This is a genomic window from Heterorhizobium halophytocola (assembly GCF_017873095.1).
Taxonomy (GTDB): Bacteria; Pseudomonadota; Alphaproteobacteria; order Rhizobiales; family Rhizobiaceae; genus Allorhizobium; species Allorhizobium halophytocola.
Map to the genome: position 1 here is coordinate 111,811 of NZ_JAGGJU010000005.1, position 18,540 is coordinate 130,350.

22 protein-coding genes are annotated in these 18,540 nt (G+C 63.4%); 13 read left to right on the forward strand and 9 right to left on the reverse strand.

Going from position 1 to position 18,540, the window contains the following annotated elements:
* Positions 1-183 precede the first annotated feature (183 nt).
* Positions 184-1,422 carry a GGDEF domain-containing protein gene (locus J2Z17_RS25520; RefSeq protein ID WP_209944577.1) on the forward strand — a complete coding sequence of 413 codons (1,239 nt, stop codon included), beginning with the start codon at positions 184-186 and terminating at the stop codon, positions 1,420-1,422.
* A 50-nt stretch (positions 1,423-1,472) separates the two neighbouring features.
* Positions 1,473-2,738 carry a cytochrome P450 gene (locus J2Z17_RS10290; protein ID WP_209944579.1) on the forward strand — a complete coding sequence of 422 codons (1,266 nt, stop codon included), beginning with the start codon at positions 1,473-1,475 and terminating at the stop codon, positions 2,736-2,738.
* Here J2Z17_RS10290 and J2Z17_RS10295 read toward each other — a convergent pair.
* Positions 2,665-3,702 carry a helix-turn-helix transcriptional regulator gene (locus J2Z17_RS10295; RefSeq protein WP_209944581.1) on the reverse strand — a complete coding sequence of 346 codons (1,038 nt, stop codon included), beginning with the start codon at positions 3,700-3,702 and terminating at the stop codon, positions 2,665-2,667. The two genes, J2Z17_RS10290 and J2Z17_RS10295, sit on opposite strands and share 74 nt — an antisense overlap.
* 108 nt (positions 3,703-3,810) lie before the next feature.
* On the opposite strand from J2Z17_RS10295, the gene J2Z17_RS10300 reads away from it, so the two are divergent.
* A complete protein-coding gene (locus J2Z17_RS10300) occupies positions 3,811-4,470 on the forward strand; it encodes a glutathione S-transferase family protein (protein WP_209944582.1) in 660 nt (219 codons plus the stop codon).
* An 84-nt stretch (positions 4,471-4,554) separates the two neighbouring features.
* On the opposite strand, the gene J2Z17_RS10305 is transcribed toward J2Z17_RS10300, so the two are convergent.
* From J2Z17_RS10305 to J2Z17_RS10315, 3 genes are all read right to left on the reverse strand, one after another.
* Positions 4,555-5,853: an MFS transporter gene (locus J2Z17_RS10305; protein ID WP_209944584.1), complete on the reverse strand. Its 1,299-nt coding sequence runs from the start codon at positions 5,851-5,853 to the stop codon at positions 4,555-4,557.
* 48 nt (positions 5,854-5,901) lie between these two features.
* On the reverse strand, positions 5,902-6,303 hold the full coding sequence (locus tag J2Z17_RS10310) for a MarR family winged helix-turn-helix transcriptional regulator (RefSeq protein WP_209944586.1): 402 nt from the start codon (positions 6,301-6,303) through the stop codon (positions 5,902-5,904).
* Positions 6,304-6,377: 74 nt separating this feature from the next.
* Positions 6,378-7,202 (reverse strand): SDR family NAD(P)-dependent oxidoreductase, encoded by an 825-nt coding sequence (locus J2Z17_RS10315; protein ID WP_209944588.1) that lies wholly within the window; start codon positions 7,200-7,202, stop codon positions 6,378-6,380.
* A 148-nt stretch (positions 7,203-7,350) separates the two neighbouring features.
* On the opposite strand from J2Z17_RS10315, the gene J2Z17_RS10320 reads away from it, so the two are divergent.
* Entirely contained in the window at positions 7,351-7,818 is a 468-nt protein-coding gene (locus tag J2Z17_RS10320) for a MarR family winged helix-turn-helix transcriptional regulator (RefSeq protein WP_209944590.1), read from the forward strand.
* On the opposite strand, the gene J2Z17_RS10325 is transcribed toward J2Z17_RS10320, so the two are convergent.
* Together J2Z17_RS10325 and J2Z17_RS10330 are read right to left on the reverse strand one after the other, a co-directional pair.
* Entirely contained in the window at positions 7,815-8,165 is a 351-nt protein-coding gene (locus J2Z17_RS10325) for a cupin domain-containing protein (RefSeq protein ID WP_209944592.1), read from the reverse strand. The genes J2Z17_RS10320 and J2Z17_RS10325 overlap by 4 nt on opposite strands.
* 5 nt (positions 8,166-8,170) lie before the next feature.
* Positions 8,171-9,454 (reverse strand): O-acetylhomoserine aminocarboxypropyltransferase, encoded by a 1,284-nt coding sequence (locus tag J2Z17_RS10330; RefSeq protein WP_209944594.1) that lies wholly within the window; start codon positions 9,452-9,454, stop codon positions 8,171-8,173.
* Between the two features lie 161 nt (positions 9,455-9,615).
* Between J2Z17_RS10330 and J2Z17_RS10335 the strand changes: the two genes are divergently transcribed.
* Together J2Z17_RS10335 and J2Z17_RS10340 are read left to right on the forward strand one after the other, a co-directional pair.
* Complete coding sequence (locus tag J2Z17_RS10335) at positions 9,616-9,828, forward strand: hypothetical protein (RefSeq protein WP_209944596.1); 213 nt, start codon at positions 9,616-9,618, stop codon at positions 9,826-9,828.
* Positions 9,829-10,044 (forward strand): DUF6455 family protein, encoded by a 216-nt coding sequence (locus J2Z17_RS10340; RefSeq protein WP_209944598.1) that lies wholly within the window; start codon positions 9,829-9,831, stop codon positions 10,042-10,044.
* A gap of 20 nt (positions 10,045-10,064) precedes the next feature.
* Here the strand turns inward: J2Z17_RS10340 and J2Z17_RS10345 are convergent, their stop codons facing one another.
* Positions 10,065-10,499 (reverse strand): CoA-binding protein, encoded by a 435-nt coding sequence (locus J2Z17_RS10345; protein WP_209944600.1) that lies wholly within the window; start codon positions 10,497-10,499, stop codon positions 10,065-10,067.
* 291 nt (positions 10,500-10,790) lie between these two features.
* Between J2Z17_RS10345 and J2Z17_RS10350 the strand changes: the two genes are divergently transcribed.
* Positions 10,791-11,150 carry a hypothetical protein gene (locus tag J2Z17_RS10350; protein ID WP_209944602.1) on the forward strand — a complete coding sequence of 120 codons (360 nt, stop codon included), beginning with the start codon at positions 10,791-10,793 and terminating at the stop codon, positions 11,148-11,150.
* A 64-nt stretch (positions 11,151-11,214) separates the two neighbouring features.
* Here J2Z17_RS10350 and J2Z17_RS10355 read toward each other — a convergent pair whose 3' ends face one another.
* On the reverse strand, positions 11,215-11,727 hold the full coding sequence (locus tag J2Z17_RS10355; protein WP_209944604.1) for a CoA-binding protein: 513 nt from the start codon (positions 11,725-11,727) through the stop codon (positions 11,215-11,217).
* A 681-nt stretch (positions 11,728-12,408) separates the two neighbouring features.
* Between J2Z17_RS10355 and rplM the strand changes: the two genes are divergently transcribed.
* The 6 genes from rplM to J2Z17_RS10385 all read left to right on the forward strand — a co-directional run bounded on the left by rplM (position 12,409) and on the right by J2Z17_RS10385 (position 17,258).
* Positions 12,409-12,873: a 50S ribosomal protein L13 gene (rplM, locus tag J2Z17_RS10360; protein WP_209944606.1), complete on the forward strand. Its 465-nt coding sequence runs from the start codon at positions 12,409-12,411 to the stop codon at positions 12,871-12,873.
* A 1-nt stretch (position 12,874) separates the two neighbouring features.
* Positions 12,875-13,357, forward strand: coding sequence for a 30S ribosomal protein S9 (gene rpsI / locus J2Z17_RS10365; RefSeq protein WP_209944608.1), 483 nt, complete (start codon positions 12,875-12,877; stop codon positions 13,355-13,357).
* Positions 13,358-13,556: 199 nt separating this feature from the next.
* Positions 13,557-14,171, forward strand: a complete 615-nt coding sequence (locus J2Z17_RS10370) for a hypothetical protein (protein WP_209944609.1) — start codon at positions 13,557-13,559, stop codon at positions 14,169-14,171.
* 269 nt (positions 14,172-14,440) lie between these two features.
* The gene (gene speB, locus J2Z17_RS10375; protein ID WP_209944611.1) at positions 14,441-15,394 is read left to right on the forward strand and encodes an agmatinase; all 954 of its coding nucleotides are present in this window, start codon (positions 14,441-14,443) and stop codon (positions 15,392-15,394) included.
* Positions 15,395-15,464: 70 nt separating this feature from the next.
* Positions 15,465-16,397, forward strand: a complete 933-nt coding sequence (argC, locus tag J2Z17_RS10380) for an N-acetyl-gamma-glutamyl-phosphate reductase (protein ID WP_209944614.1) — start codon at positions 15,465-15,467, stop codon at positions 16,395-16,397.
* Between the two features lie 3 nt (positions 16,398-16,400).
* Positions 16,401-17,258, forward strand: coding sequence for an aminoglycoside phosphotransferase family protein (locus J2Z17_RS10385; protein ID WP_209944616.1), 858 nt, complete (start codon positions 16,401-16,403; stop codon positions 17,256-17,258).
* A gap of 72 nt (positions 17,259-17,330) precedes the next feature.
* Here J2Z17_RS10385 and J2Z17_RS10390 read toward each other — a convergent pair whose 3' ends face one another.
* Positions 17,331-18,422: a glycosyltransferase gene (locus tag J2Z17_RS10390; RefSeq protein WP_209944617.1), complete on the reverse strand. Its 1,092-nt coding sequence runs from the start codon at positions 18,420-18,422 to the stop codon at positions 17,331-17,333.
* Positions 18,423-18,540 lie beyond the last annotated feature (118 nt).

Sequence of the window (18,540 nt, forward strand, 5' to 3'; positions counted from 1 at the left end):
GCGAAATCGAGGGGGGATCGTGGCGTTGCCGCCACATCCCCCACGCTTCCGCCCGGCATGGTAAACAGCCCGTGTCGGCAAAACGCAATGAACCATTGACCAAGCGTGGCTTTCTGGCACCCTGTCCAAACGCTCGGTTAACCCTTGATGCCGATGCTGGGCGAAAATTTTTAGGACACCGTCGTGATCGATTTCAACACGGCCATCTTTCTCTGGTCAGGCCAGGGGATCACCCTGTCGCTGATCCTCGTCAGCGTCTGGTGGCATGATCGCCGCCAGCGCCACAGCCTGTATTTCGGCCTCGGCTTTCTCAGCTATGCGCTCGGCGTGCTGTTGATCGCGCTGCGTGGCACGATCCCGGATGTCCTGTCGATCCCCATTGCCAACACCGTGGCGCTGCTCGCCTTCGGCTTCTGGGGTCATGGCATCCGGCTCTTCGACAGCAGACCGGCAACCGCCTTTCCGCTTGTGCCGGCGCTTGTCTGGACGACGGCCTGTCTCTTCCCCCTCGTCCGCGAGACCTTCGCCTACCGGGTCGTCGCCTTCGAGATCGCCTCGATGATCGGCTTTTCGACGCTGTCGATGCTGCTGCTGGTCGGCGGCCACAGCTCCTGGCGCTGCAGGCTGATGCTTGTCGGCATTTTCATGGCGCTTTCGACCAGCGCGGCCCTGATGGGTGCCGATGCCCTCATCCACGCGGCAAGCGACTTTACCGAACTTGCCTTTTCCGGCGCCTATTGCGCCATCACGATCACCGCCTTCATCGCCATCGTGCTGCTCGTGGGCCGGATGATGAGCGACCGGACCAGCAGCGAGCTTGCCCGCCTGGCGCGGATAGATCCCCTCACCGGCGCCCTCAACCGGCGCGGTTTCGAGCAGGGGTTCAACCAGACAAAGGCCGAAAATCCCGCAGCCCTGGTTTCGATCGTGCTGTTCGGCATCGATCATTTCAAGGTCGTCAACGACACCTATGGCCATGCCGCCGGTGACCTGGTGCTGAAACAGTTCACCGCCATCTGCCGGCGTCTGTTGCCCCCCGACACCCCGTTCGGGCGCACCGGCGGGGCGGAGTTCGCCTTTGCCATGCCACAGCAGGACATCCGCGACGCGACGCGCCACGCCGAAGCAATCCGCCGCGCCTTTGCCGCTGTCAGGATCGAGGCCGATCAGGCCGCCATCCAGGTCACCACCAGTGCCGGCGTCGTCACCACGCCGGCGCAGATGGCAAGTTTCGACCGCTCGCTGACGCTCGCCGACAAGGCGCTCTATCTCGCCAAGGCGCGCGGCCGCAACCGGGTGGTGGTGTGGAACGAGGACGAGAACGCGCAGGTCGGGGAACAGGCCCGGATGATCGACGACAATGCCGACCGCCAGGTGGCGGTGCTGCAGCGGATTACCGCCGTCAACCAGCCGCATAGCTGATCCTGCCGCCAGCCGCTTGCACGTGCAAGCGGTTACGATAAGACGGGACCATGACCGATCATACCTTTCTTGCCATCGACGCTGCGCGTCGCCAGGTCCGCCTCGACGCCCGCAGGCCGGCGTTCTACAGCGATCCCAACACCACCTATGCCGCCCTGCATGCGGCCTGCCCGACGTTCTACTGGCAGGAGCAGAAGATGTGGTTCTTCACCGGCTACGACCATGTGAACAGTCTCTTGCGCGACCGTCGCTTCGGCCGGCAGATCCTGCATGTCGCCAGCCGCGCGGAACTAGACCTGCCGGCACCGGCCGAACATACGCGGCATTTCGACAAGGCGGAGGAGCATTCGCTGCTGGAAATCGAGCCGCCGGAGCACACGCGACTTCGCACCCTGGTCAACCGCGCCTTCGTCTCGCGCCATGTGGAGAAGATGACAGGCGAGATCGAGGCGCTCGCCAACCGGCTGATCGACGGCTTTGAACGAGACGGCGAGACCGAACTGCTCTCGTCCTTTGCCGACATCATTCCGGTGACGATGATCGCGCGGATGATCGGCATTCCCGACGACATGGGGCCGCAATTGCTCAAATGGAGCCACGACTATGTCGGCATGTACATGTTAAAGCGCTCGCGCGCCGACGAGGATGCCGCCGACCGTTCGGCAAGGGAATTCGCCGACTACGTCCGCCGCCTGATTGCCGCGCGCCGGGCGGAACCCCGCGAGGATCTGCTGAGCCACATGATCCATACCGAGCACAAGGGCCGGCATCTGACCGATGACGAACTGGTATCCACGACCATCGTGCTGCTGAATGCCGGGCATGAGGCGACCGTGCACCAGATCGGCAATTCGGTGCGGGTGATCCTGGAAAGCGGCGTGGACCCGAAGACCCTCTTTGCCGATCCGAAGGCGACCGAGCGGACGGTGGAGGAAACACTGCGGCTTTGCGCGCCGGTGCACATCTTCCAGCGCTGGTGCATCGAGCCCTGCGAGATCGACGGCATTTCCTTCCAGCGTGGCGACAAGGTCGGGCTGATCCTCGCCGCCGCCAATCTCGATCCCCTGAAATTCAGCGATCCCCTCGCCTTTCGCCCCGATCGCGACGAGGGCGCCAATCTGTCCTTCGGCGCCGGCATTCATTTCTGCATCGGCGCACCGCTTGCCCGGCTGGAGCTCAACATAGTGCTGCCGCTTCTGTTCAGACGCCTGCCGGACCTTGAGCTTGCAGCGAAGCCCGCGGTCAAGGATGTCTATCATTTCCATGGCCTGGAGCGGCTGGAACTGGCGTGGACGCCTCCGGCTGTGGCGGGATGACATCGCGGTAAAAGCCGGCGATCTTCGCCGTCGTCTCGGCCATTGCCGTGCGCAGCGCCTCCGGTGCGATGACCTCGACTTCCGTTGACAGCCGCAGGATATCCGAAACCGCATGGCGGGTCGAACCGACCGGCATCCGCACCGTCTGCCAGCCGTCGGCGTCGGGATCACCGACGGTTTCCATGCGGCTGCGTGCATAGGCCGGGCTCACTCCCTCCAGCATCTTCATGCCCCAGTAAGACAGTCTCAGCGTTGCAGTCTCCCTGTAGAGCTCCGCTTCCAGACGCTCGGTGCTCTCCCTCCAATAGGCTGCAAGATCGAAGGACTTCGGCCGTTCGAAGATCCGGTCGGTGACAACGAGGTCGAGAATGCGGGCGATGCGATAGGTCCGCACGCTGTCGTCCACCCGTCCGGCCAGGTACCAGGCACCGCCTTTCAGGACGATGCCGAGAGGCTCGACCTCGCGATCCTTCTCCGACTTCCACGCGCGGTAGCGCATGCGGATCCGCTTGGCATTCCAGACCGCATCGGCAACCGCCTGCAAATGAAGCGGCTGCTCGCTCTCGCCGAACCAGGTCGGTGCATCGAGATGAAATTTCGCCTGCATGCGCGCCGCACTCCGGCGAAGTTCTTCCGGCAGGGCCGCGGTCAGCTTCCTGTGGGCCCCGGCCATCAGCGATCCGAGGCCGAGATCGGCTGCCGCACCGGGCAGACCCGACAGGAACATGGCTTCGGCCTCGCCCGGCGACATGCCGTTCAGCCGCACACGGTAGCCGTCGAGCAGGCGATAGCCGCCATCGGACCCGCGCTCGCTATAAACGGGCACGCCCGACAACGACAGGGCGTCGATGTCGCGGTAGATCGTGCGCACCGACACCTCGTTTTCGGCAGCCAGCGCCTCGGCGGTTACCAGTCCCCTCGCCTGCAGGGTCGTCAGGATGTTGATCAGCCGGCTGGCACGCATCGAAAAATCTCCGTTCCGCCGATCATGCTATCTCAACCTGACAAAAACTGACAGGTATGGAGCCGCATCCTGTGTGCATCGAAACGTCCATCACAGGAGACACCAGCCTTGGCCACGACCCAACCGATCACTTTCTACTATGCGCCCCAGACCCGCGCGACCGGCGTGCGCGTACTGCTCGAGGAGCTCGGCGCTCCGCACATCTTGAAGGTTCTCAACTTCAAGGTCGGGGAACATCGCCAGCCGCCCTATCTGGCGATCAATCCCCTCGGCAAGGTGCCGGCAATCCTGCACGGCGAGACGCTGGTGACGGAGCAGGTCGCCATCTATCTGCATCTCGGCGACCTGTTTGCGGAAGCCGGCCTGACACCGGCGATCAACGACCCGGACCGCGGCGCCTATCTGCGCTGGATCGCGCTCTACGGCAGCAGCTTCGAGCCGGCGGTAATCGATCGTCACCGCCAGTATGTCCCGTCCGATCCGAACGACACACCCTATGGCCGCTACGAGGACCTCATCGCCATGATCGAGGACAGCCTGTCGAACGGCCCCTATCTGCTCGGCGAACGCCTGACGGTCGCGGACATCCTCTGGGGCATGGCGCTGAACTGGACGGTGATGTTCGGGCTGGTGCCGGAGCGCCCGGCGATCAAGGCCTATATCGCGCGGATGACCGGCCGGCCCGCATTCCAGCGCGTCGCCGCCGAGGACGCGGCGCTGGCCGCACAGCATCAGGCGGAGGCGGACAAGGCGGCCGCCGCCTCATAAGGGCCGCAGCCCCCCGCACGACAATTGCCCGGTGACGGATGCCACCGGGCGATTGCTGTTGTCGTCGCGTTTGCCGCCAGGTGGTCAGGCGGGCTGGGCGATCTCGCCGCCGCGGCGGCGGAAGCGGCCGATGCCGAGCACCATGATGGCCGCCACCAGACAGGCGAAACCCGCGATGTAGATGGCCGGCAGGAAGGTCTGGAAATCGGTGCGGATATAGCCGGCGCCGAAGGTCGCGGTCGCAGCGCCGATCTGGTGACCGGTAAACACCCAGCCGAAGACGATATTGGCCTTGTCCCGGCCGAAATGCTGGACGGTCAGCTTGACCGTCGGCGGCACGGTCGCCACCCAGTCCAGGCCGTAGAAGATTGCAAAGACCGCAAGTGTCACGTAGTCGAAGCCGGACATCGACAAGAAGATCAGCGACAGGCCGCGCAAGCCGTAGAACCAGAACAGCAGCCAGCGATTGTCGAACCGGTCGGAGAGCCATCCGGCAAACAGCGTGCCGGCGAAGTCGAACAGGCCGATGGTTGCCAGCATGCCGGCAGCGGCGACCGGCAGGATGGAGAAATCCCCGCAGATCGAGATCCAGTGGGTCTGGATCAGGCCATTGGTCGACAGGCCGCAGACGAAGAAGGTGAGAAACAGGATCCAGAAGGCGGGTTTGGCAGACGCCTCGACCAGCACCTTGATCGGTGACGCCAGCATCTGGCCGAGCGAGGCAGCGCGCACCGGCGGCGGCTCGATCGACTTTTCGCCATAGGGTGCCAGACCGACATCCGCCGGATAATTGCGCATGAACAGCAGCATGCCGACCATGGCGAACAGCAGTGTCGCTATGTTGAAGGAGAGCGCGACGCGCCAGCCATAGGCTTCCGTCAGGCTCGCGAGGATCGGCAGGAAGATCAACTGTCCCGTGGCATTGCTGACCGTCATCAGGCCGACGACAAAGCCGCGGCGTTCGACGAACCAGCGGGTGGCGATGGTCGCACCGAGCACCAGCGCGGTCATGCCGGTGCCGACCCCGACGATCACGCCCCAGAACAGCACGAGCTGCCAGAGCGAGGTCATGAAGAAGGAGAGGATGATGCCGCCACTGATCAGGCCAACGGCCAGCGTCACGACCTGGCGGACGCCGAAATGGTTCATGAAGGCCGCCGCGAACGGTCCGAGCAGACCGAAGAGCACGAGGCGCAGCGCCATGGCCGAGGAAATCTGCTCGGTCGTCCAGCCGAACTCCTTACCGAGCGGGCCGATCAGCACGCCGGCGGACCCCATGGCGCCGGCCGTCGCCAGCATGGTCAGAAAGGTGACCCCGGCCACCACCCAGCCATAATAGATGCCCCGGGCTTCAAGATAGCTGGCAAGGCGTGTCGAGATCATGGTGTTCCCTTCCGGATGACAGCCGGCCCGGCTGCACAATTGCGGGTATCAAAGTGTTTCGAGGCGGTCGCAAAGCTCTAGCAGGACGGATTGCGGCATGGCCTCCTCGACCTTTGCCTGTACCGCGTCCCAGGCCGGCGCGGCCTCCTTCAGGAGGTCCGCCGCCTTCGGCGTCAGACGAAGCGCATTCTGCCGGCGATCCTCGCCATCGGTTGTTTCGACCAGTTCGAGGCGCTGCAGGACCTTGACGTTGCGGCCGATGGTCGAGCGATCGAGCTCCAGCTTTTCGGCAAGCTCGCTCAGCGATACCGGCTGCAGACGCTGGATGTTGCGCAGCTCGCTGAACTGGGTGATGGTGATGCCGAACGGCGCCATCGCCCCGTCATAGACGGCGGTCAGGCGGCGCGAGGCCTTGCGCAAGGAAATGCAGTGGCAATCGGGACAAGTCATGACGCGGGTATATACCCGCATCATGACTTCGGCAAGCGCAATTTCCGCGCTTTCAACCGGAGATGCGGCCGCCTTCAGGCGGCATCGGATGCTGCATCGGTCACCCCGTAACGGGCGGCCGGCTTGCGCAGCGACAGATGCGGCCCCAGCGCATCGCGGGCCGCGATATAGCCATCGTAGAGACCGGCATCGGCAAGCGAGGGAATGGTGATCAGTTCGCCCTGATCGAGACCTGCAAGCGCCGCATCCACCAGATCGCTGACGTCCATCACCTTTTCCGGGTCGAGCGCATCGACGGAACCGCCGGCCCTTTCGAAGATCTCGGTGCGGGTCAGACCGGGCAGAACCGCCTGCAGACGGACATTGGTGCCCTGCAATTCGCCCGCCAGGCTTTCGGTGAAGGTCAGGACGAAGGATTTGCTGGCGCTGTAGGTGCCGTTGAAAAAGTGGGGCGACAACGCAACGACCGAGGCCGTGTTGACGATGGTGCCCCGGTCGCGGGCCAGGAAGGCCTGGACGGCAGCGATCGCCAGACGGTTTGCCGCGACAACATTTACCGCCACCATCCGGTCGAGCAGGTCGAGATCCGTCTCGTCCTTCAACGCGCTGCCGCTTCCCATGCCGGCATTGTTGACAAACATCGTGATGGCGGCATCGGACCGCAGCCTGGCCTCGACGCGCAGCACATCCTCGTGCTGCGTCAGATCGGCAGCAAGCACATCGACCTTCACGCCATGATCGCGGGCGAGCCGCTCGGCAGCCGCGTCAAGGCGCTCGCGGTTGCGGGCAACCAGGATGAGATCATAGCCGCGTCTGGCCAGACGGTCGGCATAGGTGGCACCGATGCCGGAGGAAGCACCGGTCACGAGGGCCGTACCGGGAAGCGAATTGGATGTCATGTCAGTTCCTTTCTTGATTTGCTGGCACATACCACTAAATGCAGATCAGGTTCCCCATCGACAAGATGCCGGACGATATTTTTTTGACGCAGGCCGCATCACGCCGATATGGCAGAACAGACATTGCCCTTGAGCGCAGGAAAGACCCATGACCGAGCCGAGCCGGAGCATTTTCGATTATTGCAACAGCAGCGCCGCGCGCCGGGCCGCCCGCCAGCTCGGCCAGTTTTACGGCGAGGCGATGGCGGGTGCCGGCCTCAACGGCACACAGTTCGCGCTGTTGTCGCAGATCTCGCTTTCCGGTGCCCCGACACAGAAGGCGCTGGCCGCAGAGCTTGTGATGGACCTGTCGGCGCTCGGCCACACGCTGAAGCCACTGATCCGCGACGGGCTCATCGAGATCATCAAGGATGAGACGGATGGCCGCGTGCGCCGTGTCAGGCTGACGCCCTCGGGCGAAGCTGCCCATCGGGCGATGGTACCTTTGTGGCAAAAGGCACAGGCGCGCTTCGACGCGGCATTCGGGGCAGACCGGGCAGAGGAGCTGCGCCGCACCCTCGCCTTCATCTCTTCGGATGCCTTCGCCGCCGCGTTCCGCAAAACGCCCGGGGACTAGAGCCGGATCACATAGTCCTTGCGGGTCGTTTCAATGACTTCCCAGCTTCCCTTGAAGCCGGGCCGCAGCACGAGCCGGTCGCCGGCGCGCAGATGCACCGGCTCTCCACCCTCCTCGGTGACGATCGAATAGCCGGAGAGAATATGGAAATACTCCCATTCGTCGTATTCGATCCGCCATTTTCCGGGCGTCGCCTGCCAGACGCCGGCATAGATCCCGCCCTCCGCCTCCTCTACATTCCAGGTGGTGAACCGCGGATCGCCGGCAATCAGCCGATCGGGCGCGGGTGCGCCCTCCTCCGGCTCCACTGCGTCGAGATCGAATGTCGCGATATTGACGCTCGTCATGCCACCTAAACCTTTCCCAGCGCCTGTTCGAGGTCGGCGATCAGGTCATCGGCGCCCTCGATGCCGATCGACAGCCGCACGACGTCAGGCCCGGCTCCTGCCGCGATCTGCTGCTCTTGCGAAAGCTGCGCATGCGTGGTCGAGGCCGGATGGATGACCAGCGATCGGGTGTCGCCGATATTGGCCAGATGCGAGAATAACTGCAGGCTCTGGACAAGGGTCTTGCCGGCTTCGAGCCCACCCTTCAGCCCGAAGGTGAAGACCGCGCCGCCGCCTTTCGGCGAATAGCGCGCCTGCAGGGCCTTGTTCGGATCGCCGTCGAGCGCCGCGTAGCTGACCCAGTCCACCTTGTCATGGCGCTTCAGCCAGCCGGCGACCTTCAGCGCATTGTCGCAGTGCCGCTGCATGCGAAGCGGCAATGTCTCGATGCCGGTCAACAGCAGGAAGGCGTTCATCGGCGCGATCGCAGGCCCGAGATCGCGCAGCCCCAGCACCCGGCAGGCGATGGCAAAGGCGATATTGCCGAAGGTCTGGTGCAGCACCACGCCGTTATATTCGGGCCGTGGCTCTGAAAGGGCCGGATATTTGCCGGAGGTGGACCAGTCGAAGGTGCCGCCATCCACAATCACACCGCCCATCGAATTGCCATGGCCGCCGAGGAATTTCGTGGCGGAATGGACGAGGATATCGGCACCATGTTCGAGCGGGCGCACCAGATAGGGGCTCGCCATGGTGTTGTCGACGATCAGCGGCAGACCATGGCGATGCGCGACCTCGGCGATCGCCTCGATATCGACGAAGGTGCCGCCGGGATTGGCGAGGCTCTCGATGAAGATCGCCCGCGTGCGGTCGTCGATCTCGGCTTCCATCGCCGCCAGGTCGAAAGGATCCGCCCAGCGCACCTGCCAGTCGAAGCTCTTGAAGGCGTGGCCGAACTGGTTGATCGAACCGCCATAGAGCTTGCGTGCGGCGATGAAGTTGTCGCCCGGTCGCATCAGCGTGTGGAAGATCAGCAATTGCGCGGCGTGGCCCGAGGCGACCGCAAGGGCCGCGGTGCCGCCCTCCAGAGCCGCCACCCGCTCCTCGAGCACCGCCTGCGTCGGGTTCATGATCCGCGTGTAGATATTGCCGAATTCCTTCAGCGCGAACAGGTTTGCGGCATGCTCCGGACTGTCGAAGACATAGGCCGTCGTCTGGTAGATCGGCGTGATCCGCGCGCCCGTCGACGGATCGGGCTGGGCGCCGGCATGAACAGCAAGCGTGTCGAATCCCGGATTGATGTCAGGCATGCCTTCCTCCCTTTTCCACTGGGCGACGTTCATGCGCCCCGCCGGAGTTAAGACCCATTGCCGGAGGGCTGCAAGGGCGGTCGATCCATTTGATCTCCATCAACGCGCCGCGGGCCAAGGGAGGCGAACATGGCGGGGAACGAATGACAAGGAGCCGAGCAATGCCCCCTGCTGCCGATCAGACCGACGCCACGCTGCTGTCCCGTCTCGCTACATGGGCCGCTCAGGCCTTCGAGACCGCGGGTGAAAGCGACATGATTGCCTGGATCGATGAAGACCTGCTCCGGCAGATCGCGCGCTCGGGCCGGATCACCGCCGACCAGATGGTCGAACGCGCCGGGCACGGACAGCCGGCATCCGAAGAGATGGCGTAGATGATGCGCGCGCTCGGCATCGACCCCATGGAAGTGGAGACCCGCTATGAGACCCTTAATCGCGACATGCAGAACAACTGCGCCCGCTGCACCGCCAAGGACACCTGTCGTGCAAGCCTTGCAGCCGACAAGGCCGCGCAGGAATTCGACAGGTTCTGCGCCAATGCCCAGGACATGCGCTGGCTGAAGCCCATACCGGCGGCGCTGAGCGACTAGTGCCCGACCGGTGCGAAATCTCAGCCCAGCAGCCGCGGATATTCGATCGCCGGGCAGCGATCCATGACAACCGTGATGCCGACCATCTCGGCGCGCAGCGCCGCGTCGTCGTCGCGCACCGTCAACTGGCCCCAGAGACAGCGCGGCAAAGGCGACATCTTCAGGACGTCGTCGACCACGGCGGACAATTGATCGGCGGCGCGAAACACATCCACCATGTCGACCGGCTCGGGAAGATCGGCAAGGGTGGCATAGACCGGCTGGCCGAGGATCTCCTTGCCCGCCTGTCCGGGGTTTACCGGAAACACACGGTAGCCCTTCGACAGCAGGAACCGCATGACCGAAAAGCTCGGACGCTCCGGCTTCGACGAGGCACCGACCAGCGCTATGGTCCTGGTGTCGTGCAGGATCGCGGCAAGCAGTGCGTCATCATACTGATCATGGGGGTGGAACATGCTTACCTCGTCTATCAGCGACTCGTGAAACGTCTTTCAACCTCTTGTTAGTACCCGGTGCCGTGAGGGGAAGGGCCAAAATGCCCCCTGGAATTGCCGCAGGGGCAGGAATCCCGACCGCGCTGCATTCTGGCCACAGTGCCGGCAGCACCCGCCCCGGAGCATTGCTGCGGCAACCCTTGCGGTAGCGCGGCCGCCCCAGCCTGATCGACGGGCGCGGAGGTGATATTGTCATTGCCGCTGCCGAACCTAGATTCCAGAGGGAGGAATCGACTGAAGCAGGAGCTAGACATGAGAACCTTGTGTGGATTGGCCGGCGCCCTGGCGGTCGCGATGGCTGGCGTCCTTCTCGCCGGGCCTGCGGCGGCGATCAGCCGGTATCAGTCAAAATCGCTGAATTGCGAACAGGCGCGCCAGACCATCCGCTCGGAGGGTGCCGTGATCCTTCGCTATCCCTCGACCCATGTGCAAGGGATGACCCTCTATGATCGCTATGTGCGCGACAATGCCCAATGCGATCCGCACGAATTCGCCGACTGGGTGACGGTGCCGACGCGCGACGCACCGAAATGCCGGGTGCTCGCCTGCAAGCCGCGCCCCGATCGCGACGAGCGGCCTTTCCGCTTTTTCCTGCCGCACAATTCGCTCTGAGAGGGCCCGTCGCTCAAAGATAAGCCCGCTCCGAAAGGCCAGGCCTTCCGAAGCGGACAGGGTATCAGGCAACGCCGTCCGCAACCCGAACCTTGCTCCCGGTCACTTCCTTCTCCCGGCCATGTCCATGCGTCAGGCCGTAGATCATGCCGTATTCGGCCACCAGAGCGCGGTTCATGACGACCCGGATGCCGGCATCTTCCGCCCGCCGGGCTGCCTCGTCGTCGCGCACGCCGAGTTGGCCCCAGATCGCTTTCGGCCGCCAGTCGAGCCGCAGCACCTCGTCAACCACATCGCCGAAGGCATCGGCGCGGCGAAACACGTCGATCAGGTCGACCGGCTGATCGAGATCGGACAGGCTGGCCCGGACAGGGCAACCGAGCACCGTAAGGCCGGCGTGTCGCGGATTGACGGGAAAGACAGTATAGCCCTTTCCGAGCAGAAAACCCGTGACCCAATGGCTCGGCCGATCGTCGCGCACGGATGCACCGACAATCGCGACCGAATGGATGTCTCCCAGGATCGCGGCGAGATCCTCAATGGAATAGTGGTCGTGAGAATATCGATCGTAACGCATGATGTTTCCTCCTCGGCACAAGGCCGTCCATCATCACCGTCCCGCTATCGTCCCGCGCTCATGATACCTTAACAACCTTGCTCAAATATTGAGAGGCAGTGTGTCATAATGGCGCTACAATTCGGTATTAACTTTAGACTTGAAGTACAATCGAGAAAAATATCGTACTCACCCCCAAGAACAAATCCCCACAAAATAGTGGTATATTTTTACCCGAACTAATCACAGGTACTTATTTATATTCTCGGCACGGGATTTCAGGCGCCGTCAAACCCCTTATGACCACGCTCTGATCCCCATTCGTTCCAACTTGCATTAGTATTTCCTCACTAACAAGCATCCCGGCTGCTGAAATTGGCGGAATTTCAGGATTTGGCGGCTGTCGCTGTCCCTCTGCCCGGGAGAGGATGGCGGACAGCGAGCCTCAACGGCCGCGAAATGCAGAAAATTTACGGTATTACATTACCACATATGTAAGCATCTGATTTTCATGAGCTATTTCGACGACCTGCTTTCCGGCCTCGCTTGACGCCTGTCCTCCCCGCCAGTATAAGCCAGCCCGAGACGCGGGGACCTTTAAGCACCCCACGCCTTCTATTGCGGGCTACAGTCTGCAATTCAAGCAACAAGAAACGCCCGAGGGATGCAAATCCCGTCGGTTCAAACGGAAAGATAGCAATCATGTCTACCTTCGTTCAGAAGCCTGCCGAGGTGGAGAAGAAGTGGATCATCATCGACGCCGAAGGTCTCGTTGTTGGTCGCCTCGCCACCCTGATCGCCACGCGCCTGCGCGGCAAGCACAAGGCAACCTACACGCCGCATGTTGACGACGGCGACAATGTCATCGTCATCAATGCCGAAAAGGTCGTCCTGACCGGCAAGAAATACACCGACAAGAAATACTACTGGCACACCGGCTACCCGGGCGGCATCAAGGAGCGCACTGCGCGCGCCATCATCGAAGGCCGCTTCCCCGAGCGTGTCCTCGAAAAGGCTGTCGAGCGGATGATCCCGCGCGGCCCGCTTGGCCGTCGCCAGATGAAGAACCTGCGCGTCTATGCCGGTTCCAACCACCCTCACGAAGCGCAGCAGCCCGTCGCACTCGACGCTGCCAAGCTCAACAGCAAGAATGTAAGGAGCGCCTGATATGGCTGACCTCTCTTCCCTGAAGGATCTCGGCACGACCGGCGAAGCAACGGGCGAAACCGCTGCTGCTCCGGTACATGTCCGCAAGGTCGACAGCCTCGGCCGCTCCTACGCCACCGGCAAGCGCAAGAACGCTGTCGCCCGCGTATGGGTCAAGCCGGGCTCCGGCAAGATCACCGTCAACGGCCGCGAATTCGCAGCCTACTTCGCCCGCCCGGTTCTGCAGATGATCCTGCAGCAGCCTGTCGTCGCGACCGCCCGTGACGGCCAGTTCGACATCATCGCCACGGTTACCGGCGGCGGTCTGTCTGGCCAGGCCGGTGCCGTTCGTCACGGCATCTCCAAGGCGCTGACCTATTACGAGCCTGCGCTGCGCGCGGTCCTCAAGAAGGGTGGCTTCCTGACCCGTGACAGCCGCGTCGTCGAGCGTAAGAAGTACGGTAAGGCCAAGGCCCGCCGGTCGTTCCAGTTCTCCAAGCGTTAATCGCTGGGCAACCGGATACGGTTCATGTTCGAAAAGGCGGGGCTTCGGCTCCGCCTTTTCTCGTTTGGGGCTGCCGGAAGGCGGAACACCCGGACGATCTGCAACCGCCACACCGCAGGCACGCGCAAACACACCCCTCGCGCAAGGCCCGCCCCCTAACGTGGCGCCGCATCCACGAAATTGCCGGGAAGGGTTCGAGATGGAAAAACCGCGCGTCACAGCGATCCTCAGCGCCTGGGGCACCGGCTCGACGGCGGTCACCGGCTATCTTGACCACTGCGGCGCCTATAGCTGCCCGCCGCATCTGCATACCACCGACCCGCGCACGCCGAACTGCTACGAGCCGAAGCAGTACCGCGCCGCACTGCTGGAGATGATCGACGAGAACACCCTGCAATTCATCGGCGACACCGACAAGTTCATCGACTTCTTCGCCGCCTGGCTGCCGGCGCAGTATGCGCAGGCCAAGGCGGAAGGCCGCGACGAGATCGTGCTGAAGCATCCGCTGCAGGCACTGCTGCTGCCCGTGCTCGATGCGATCGCCGACTGCCACTATGTCGTTTTGACCCGCTCCCTCGACAAGATCGAGGAGACCAGGGTTCGCCGCCACTGGCCGGCCTCCTTCGGCGCCGCCGGCGCCCAGGTCATCTATCCGGTGATCCAGACCTACCTGACCAAGAACGACAAGCCCTTCATCCGCATGGCCTTTGAGGACTTCACCCGAGACCGGGCGCTGCGGCAGGAACTCGTCGCCCATGCGCGCCTCGCCCCGACGGCCGAGCAGCTCGAGGCCGCCGAAGCCTTCCTGCGCTGAGGCGCCAGCAAGCTTCATCCGTCGCGCAAGCCGTTTGGCAATCGGATTCCGCATGCTGCGACAGGCTTCGGATTTCGCAACCTTATCAGGCACCCCTCATATTCAAAATCGCCGGAATGCGATGCGTGCAGGCGCCTGACGGCGATCGCGGAACACCCTCCTTTCCCTCGCTCTTGAGGACAGACGCAATTGCCGATGGCTTTCCATACGCTCCGTCCTGTGCTGATCTCGAAGAATCATCAAGACCGCCATCAGTGGGAGTGACCGCCTTGCCGAAGAAAACCATCGACCACGCGTTTACCGCCCAATCGCTGACCTCGGCTGCGACCGATCCGACCCATGCGGGCGCCCTCTCCTTCATGCGCCGCCGCTTCACCAAGGATCTGGCCGGCGTCGACACGGTCGTCTGGGGCATTCCCTTCGATGCCGCGACGTCGAACCGGCCCGGCGCCCGATTCGGGCCGCAGGCGATCCGCCGCGCCTCGGCGATCTTCGACAATGATCCGCAATACCCCTTCGACCGGGATCTCTTCGCCGAGATGGCGGTGATCGATTACGGTGACTGCCTGCTCGACTACGGCCAGCACTGGGAAACGCCTGCGACCATCGCGCGCGACGCCGCAACCATCCTCGAAGAGGCCAATTTCCTGCTGACGCTCGGCGGCGACCATTTCATCACCTGGCCGCTGCTGAAGGCCCATGTCGCGCGCCACGGGCCGCTGGCGCTCGTCCAGTTCGATGCCCATCAGGACACCTGGTTCGACGACGGCAAGCGGATCGACCACGGTTCCTTCGTGGCACGGGCAGCAAGAGAGGGACTGATCGATCCCGCACGCTCGATCCAGATCGGCATCCGCACCCACGCGCCGGAGGATTGCGGCATCCGCATTCTCTACGGCCACGCGGTCGAGGAGATGAAGGCATCCGAGATCGCCGAGACGATCCTTGCCCATATCGGCGGCCATCCAGCCTATCTCACCTTCGACATCGACTGCCTGGACCCGGCCTATGCCCCCGGCACCGGCACGCCGGTCGCCGGCGGCCCCTCGAGCGCCAAGATCCTCTCGGTCTTGCGCGGGCTTGGTGCGCTCGACATGCGTGGCGCCGACGTCGTCGAGGTGGCCCCCGCCTACGACCATGCCGATATCACGGCCATTGCCGGAGCGACGGTTGCACTGTATATCCTTGGCCTCAGGGCCGAAAAGCTTGCCAGCGCCGGCTGATCCGGTCTCGGCACGGCCTGCGATACACCATTCCTTCAAACGCGACAGCCTCCACACGGGAGAGGACGACATGACGGCAAAGATCTTCATCGATGGCGAACACGGCACCACGGGCCTGCAGATCCGCACCCGCATGGCCGACCGCCGCGACGTCGAACTGCTGTCGATCCCCGAAGCGGAGCGGCGCAATGCCGCCATGCGCGAAGACCTGCTGAACGCGGCCGATGTCGCGATCCTCTGCCTGCCCGACGATGCCTCGCGCGAGGCGGTGCGGATGGTCGAGGGCAACAACAAGATCCGGCTGATCGACACGTCCACGGCTTACAGGACGGCGGCCGACTGGGCCTATGGTTTTGCCGAAATGGACAAGGCCCAGGCCGGCAGGATCCGCGCCGCGCGCTATGTCGCCAATCCCGGCTGCTATCCGACGGGCGCCATCGCGCTGATCCGGCCGCTGCGGGCAGCCGGCATCCTGCCCGACGGCTATCCCGTCACCGTCAATGCCGTCTCCGGCTATACAGGCGGCGGCAAGCAGCTGATCGCCCAGATGGAAGACGAAACGCATGCCGATCATCTGGCGGCCAACAATTTCCTCTATGGCCTGAACCTCAAGCACAAGCATGTGCCGGAGATGAAGGCCCACGGACTGCTCGACCGCGCGCCGATCTTTTCGCCATCGGTCGGCCGTTTCGCCCAGGGGATGATCGTCCAGGTGCCGCTGTTCCTGGACGATCTGAACGACGGCGCGACCCTGGAGAGCGTCCATGCTGCTCTCACCGAGCACTATACCGGACAGGACGTCGTCAAGGTGGTGCCGCTGGCGGAGAGTGCGGCGCTGCCGCGCGTCGATGCCGAGGAACTGGTCGGGCAGGATACGATGAAGCTCTTCGTCTTCGGCATGCCGGGTGGCGCCCATGTCAATCTGGTCGCCCTGCTCGACAATCTCGGCAAGGGGGCCTCCGGCGCCGCCGTCCAGAACATGGACCTGATGCTCTCGGCCTGACCGATGGCATCGAGGCTGTCTTCTGACATATGCCAGCGATGGCAGCTGAGAGAGCCGCTCCGGATTGCCGACACCTTCACCTCACGGATCTTTCGGGCCCAGACGCCCGAGGGATCGCGGATCGTCAAGCAATTGAAGCCCGCCGGCGAGCGCGAGCGGACCGGCATGGCCTATCTCCGCTGGCGGGACGGAAAAGGTGCTGTCCGGCTGCTCGACACGATCGATGACTGCTACCTGCTGGAGGATGCAGGCGAGCATTTACTGCGCGACACGCTCTTTGCCAAAGGCGACGTGGCGGCGACCGAGATCCTGACCCACGTGCTCAGAGCGCTTCATGCACCGGCAGCCGGTCCTCCCCCACCGGCGCTGCTGCCGCTTCGAGCGCATTTTTCCGAACTCTTCCGTCAAGCGGCCAAGCCGCAGCAGCCCGCCATTGCCGCACTCCTCGTGGCTGCCGTGCCGCTCGCGGAGGCGCTTCTGGCCGACCAGACCGATAGTCGTCCGCTGCACGGCGACCTGCACCACGAAAACATCATAGCCTCATCGGCCGGACACTGGCTGGCGATCGACCCGCAGGGGCTGATCGGCGATCCCGTCTATGATGTCGCAAATGTGTTCGGCAATCCGGATGGCGCAAGTTCGCTTGTGCTGGCGCCCGAGCGCGCGCTCTATCTCGCCCGACACTTCGCCGGCGTCTTCGGCTGCCCGCCCGAAAAGGTGCTGCGCCACGCGATCGCGCATGCCGCCCTGTCGGTCAGCTGGAGCCTTGCCCAGGACCTGCCGCCCGAGAATCAGAATATCGCGGAACGGCTGGCATTCGGCGCACAGGCGCATCGCTTGCTGACCCAGGGTGCCGTGTAGCCGACACGCCCACGTTAGCGTCACGATCAACATCATGTTCAGAGCTCAGGCCGTAGATACCAAAGCAAAACGCTAAGCAGGATCAGCGGAGACCCCGACGCGGATGGCATTGTAAAATGCCAAATGCGCTTCGACACACGCCTGCTTGGTGAATTCCTGCAAATAGCGCTGATAGCCGGCAGCGGATAACTGTCGGGCCAGAGCCGGATCATCGATCAGCCGCTGGATTGCGGCACGCATTTCTGCCTTGTCGTCGATGTCGACAAGAAGACCGTCTTCGCCGTCTTGCACAAACTGGCTCGGTCCTTCTGCGCGGGTGGCAATCAATGGTGTGTTTTCCGCCCATGCCTGCACGAAGATCGTGCCGAAAGGCTCCTTGCGCGACGACATCACGAATATGTCGCTCGCCTGCAGAAGCGCGGCCCGATCGGTGCGCCAGCCGAGCAGTTTGATGCGAGCCTGCGCATCGGCAGCAGCCCCTCCGTCTGCCGCCAAACGCGCTATTAATCCCTCGAGGCTGGCCCGGTCCGGTCCTTCGCCGGCGATGCGCAGATGAACACCCGGCATCGCCGCGACGGTTTCGATCAAGGTGTCGAAGCCCTTGGCGTCGTGGAGCCGTCCCATCGCCAGCAGCAGCGGCGCGCCTTCCGGCACGGCCAGCTGGCTGCGGTCGACAGGCTGCTCCACCGGCTCGGTTTCGGCAAAATTGGCGATGAAATGCACCCGCCCGGCATTGATCCCACCCGCCACGATATAGCGGGCGATGTCCGGCGTGATGGCCAGATAGTGATCCGCGGCGCGAAAATATTTGAGCTTGTAATAGCCGCCAAGGCGCGAGACCACCTGGTATCGCGGGATGCCCATACCGGGTGTCCATTTCGGCACCGCCGCAGACGCGCGCGACATCCAGCTCTGAACGATGTCCGGACGAAACCGGCGGATGATCCGCTTCAGTTTCCAACGGGTATAGAAATCGAAGCCACCGCCGAACGGCAGGGTATGGACCGGTACGCCTGCGGCGCGCAGCCGTGGTACGCGAATGTCGTTGGCCCGGGTTGCGACCTCTACCGTCTGGCCCGCCTCATGCAGGGCGATCGCCATGTCGACAAAGGCAGTTTCCGCCCCACCGAACTTGCCGCCAGCCAGTACCTGCAAGATCTTCATCAGCAATGTTCCTCTGCAACGCTCAAGACAAGGTTGTGAGCGAATAGCAGTTTTGCCGCAACGGCGATACTCTGGAAACCGTTGGCCGGGGCACGAACAATTCTATCTCGGTGCGCGG

Bases quoted from the DNA above. Each gene is read 5' to 3' on its own strand.
- J2Z17_RS10320 (WP_209944590.1), top strand. From the start codon at position 7,351: ATGACCGAGCCGAGCCGGAGCATTTTCGATTATTGCAACAGCAGCGCC.
- rpsI (WP_209944608.1), top strand. From the start codon at position 12,875: ATGGCTGACCTCTCTTCCCTGAAGGATCTCGGCACGACCGGCGAAGCA.
- J2Z17_RS10290 (WP_209944579.1), top strand. From the start codon at position 1,473: ATGACCGATCATACCTTTCTTGCCATCGACGCTGCGCGTCGCCAGGTC.
- J2Z17_RS10330 (WP_209944594.1), bottom strand. From the start codon at position 9,454: ATGCCTGACATCAATCCGGGATTCGACACGCTTGCTGTTCATGCCGGC.
- J2Z17_RS10350 (WP_209944602.1), top strand. From the start codon at position 10,791: ATGAGAACCTTGTGTGGATTGGCCGGCGCCCTGGCGGTCGCGATGGCT.
- J2Z17_RS10325 (WP_209944592.1), bottom strand. From the start codon at position 8,165: ATGACGAGCGTCAATATCGCGACATTCGATCTCGACGCAGTGGAGCCG.
- J2Z17_RS10295 (WP_209944581.1), bottom strand. From the start codon at position 3,702: ATGCGTGCCAGCCGGCTGATCAACATCCTGACGACCCTGCAGGCGAGG.
- rplM (WP_209944606.1), top strand. From the start codon at position 12,409: ATGTCTACCTTCGTTCAGAAGCCTGCCGAGGTGGAGAAGAAGTGGATC.
- J2Z17_RS10340 (WP_209944598.1), top strand. From the start codon at position 9,829: ATGATGCGCGCGCTCGGCATCGACCCCATGGAAGTGGAGACCCGCTAT.
- J2Z17_RS10370 (WP_209944609.1), top strand. From the start codon at position 13,557: ATGGAAAAACCGCGCGTCACAGCGATCCTCAGCGCCTGGGGCACCGGC.
- J2Z17_RS10385 (WP_209944616.1), top strand. From the start codon at position 16,401: ATGGCATCGAGGCTGTCTTCTGACATATGCCAGCGATGGCAGCTGAGA.
- J2Z17_RS10345 (WP_209944600.1), bottom strand. From the start codon at position 10,499: ATGTTCCACCCCCATGATCAGTATGATGACGCACTGCTTGCCGCGATC.
- argC (WP_209944614.1), top strand. From the start codon at position 15,465: ATGACGGCAAAGATCTTCATCGATGGCGAACACGGCACCACGGGCCTG.
- J2Z17_RS10305 (WP_209944584.1), bottom strand. From the start codon at position 5,853: ATGATCTCGACACGCCTTGCCAGCTATCTTGAAGCCCGGGGCATCTAT.
- J2Z17_RS10310 (WP_209944586.1), bottom strand. From the start codon at position 6,303: ATGACTTGTCCCGATTGCCACTGCATTTCCTTGCGCAAGGCCTCGCGC.
- J2Z17_RS10315 (WP_209944588.1), bottom strand. From the start codon at position 7,202: ATGACATCCAATTCGCTTCCCGGTACGGCCCTCGTGACCGGTGCTTCC.
- J2Z17_RS10355 (WP_209944604.1), bottom strand. From the start codon at position 11,727: ATGCGTTACGATCGATATTCTCACGACCACTATTCCATTGAGGATCTC.
- J2Z17_RS10335 (WP_209944596.1), top strand. From the start codon at position 9,616: ATGCCCCCTGCTGCCGATCAGACCGACGCCACGCTGCTGTCCCGTCTC.
- J2Z17_RS10390 (WP_209944617.1), bottom strand. From the start codon at position 18,422: ATGAAGATCTTGCAGGTACTGGCTGGCGGCAAGTTCGGTGGGGCGGAA.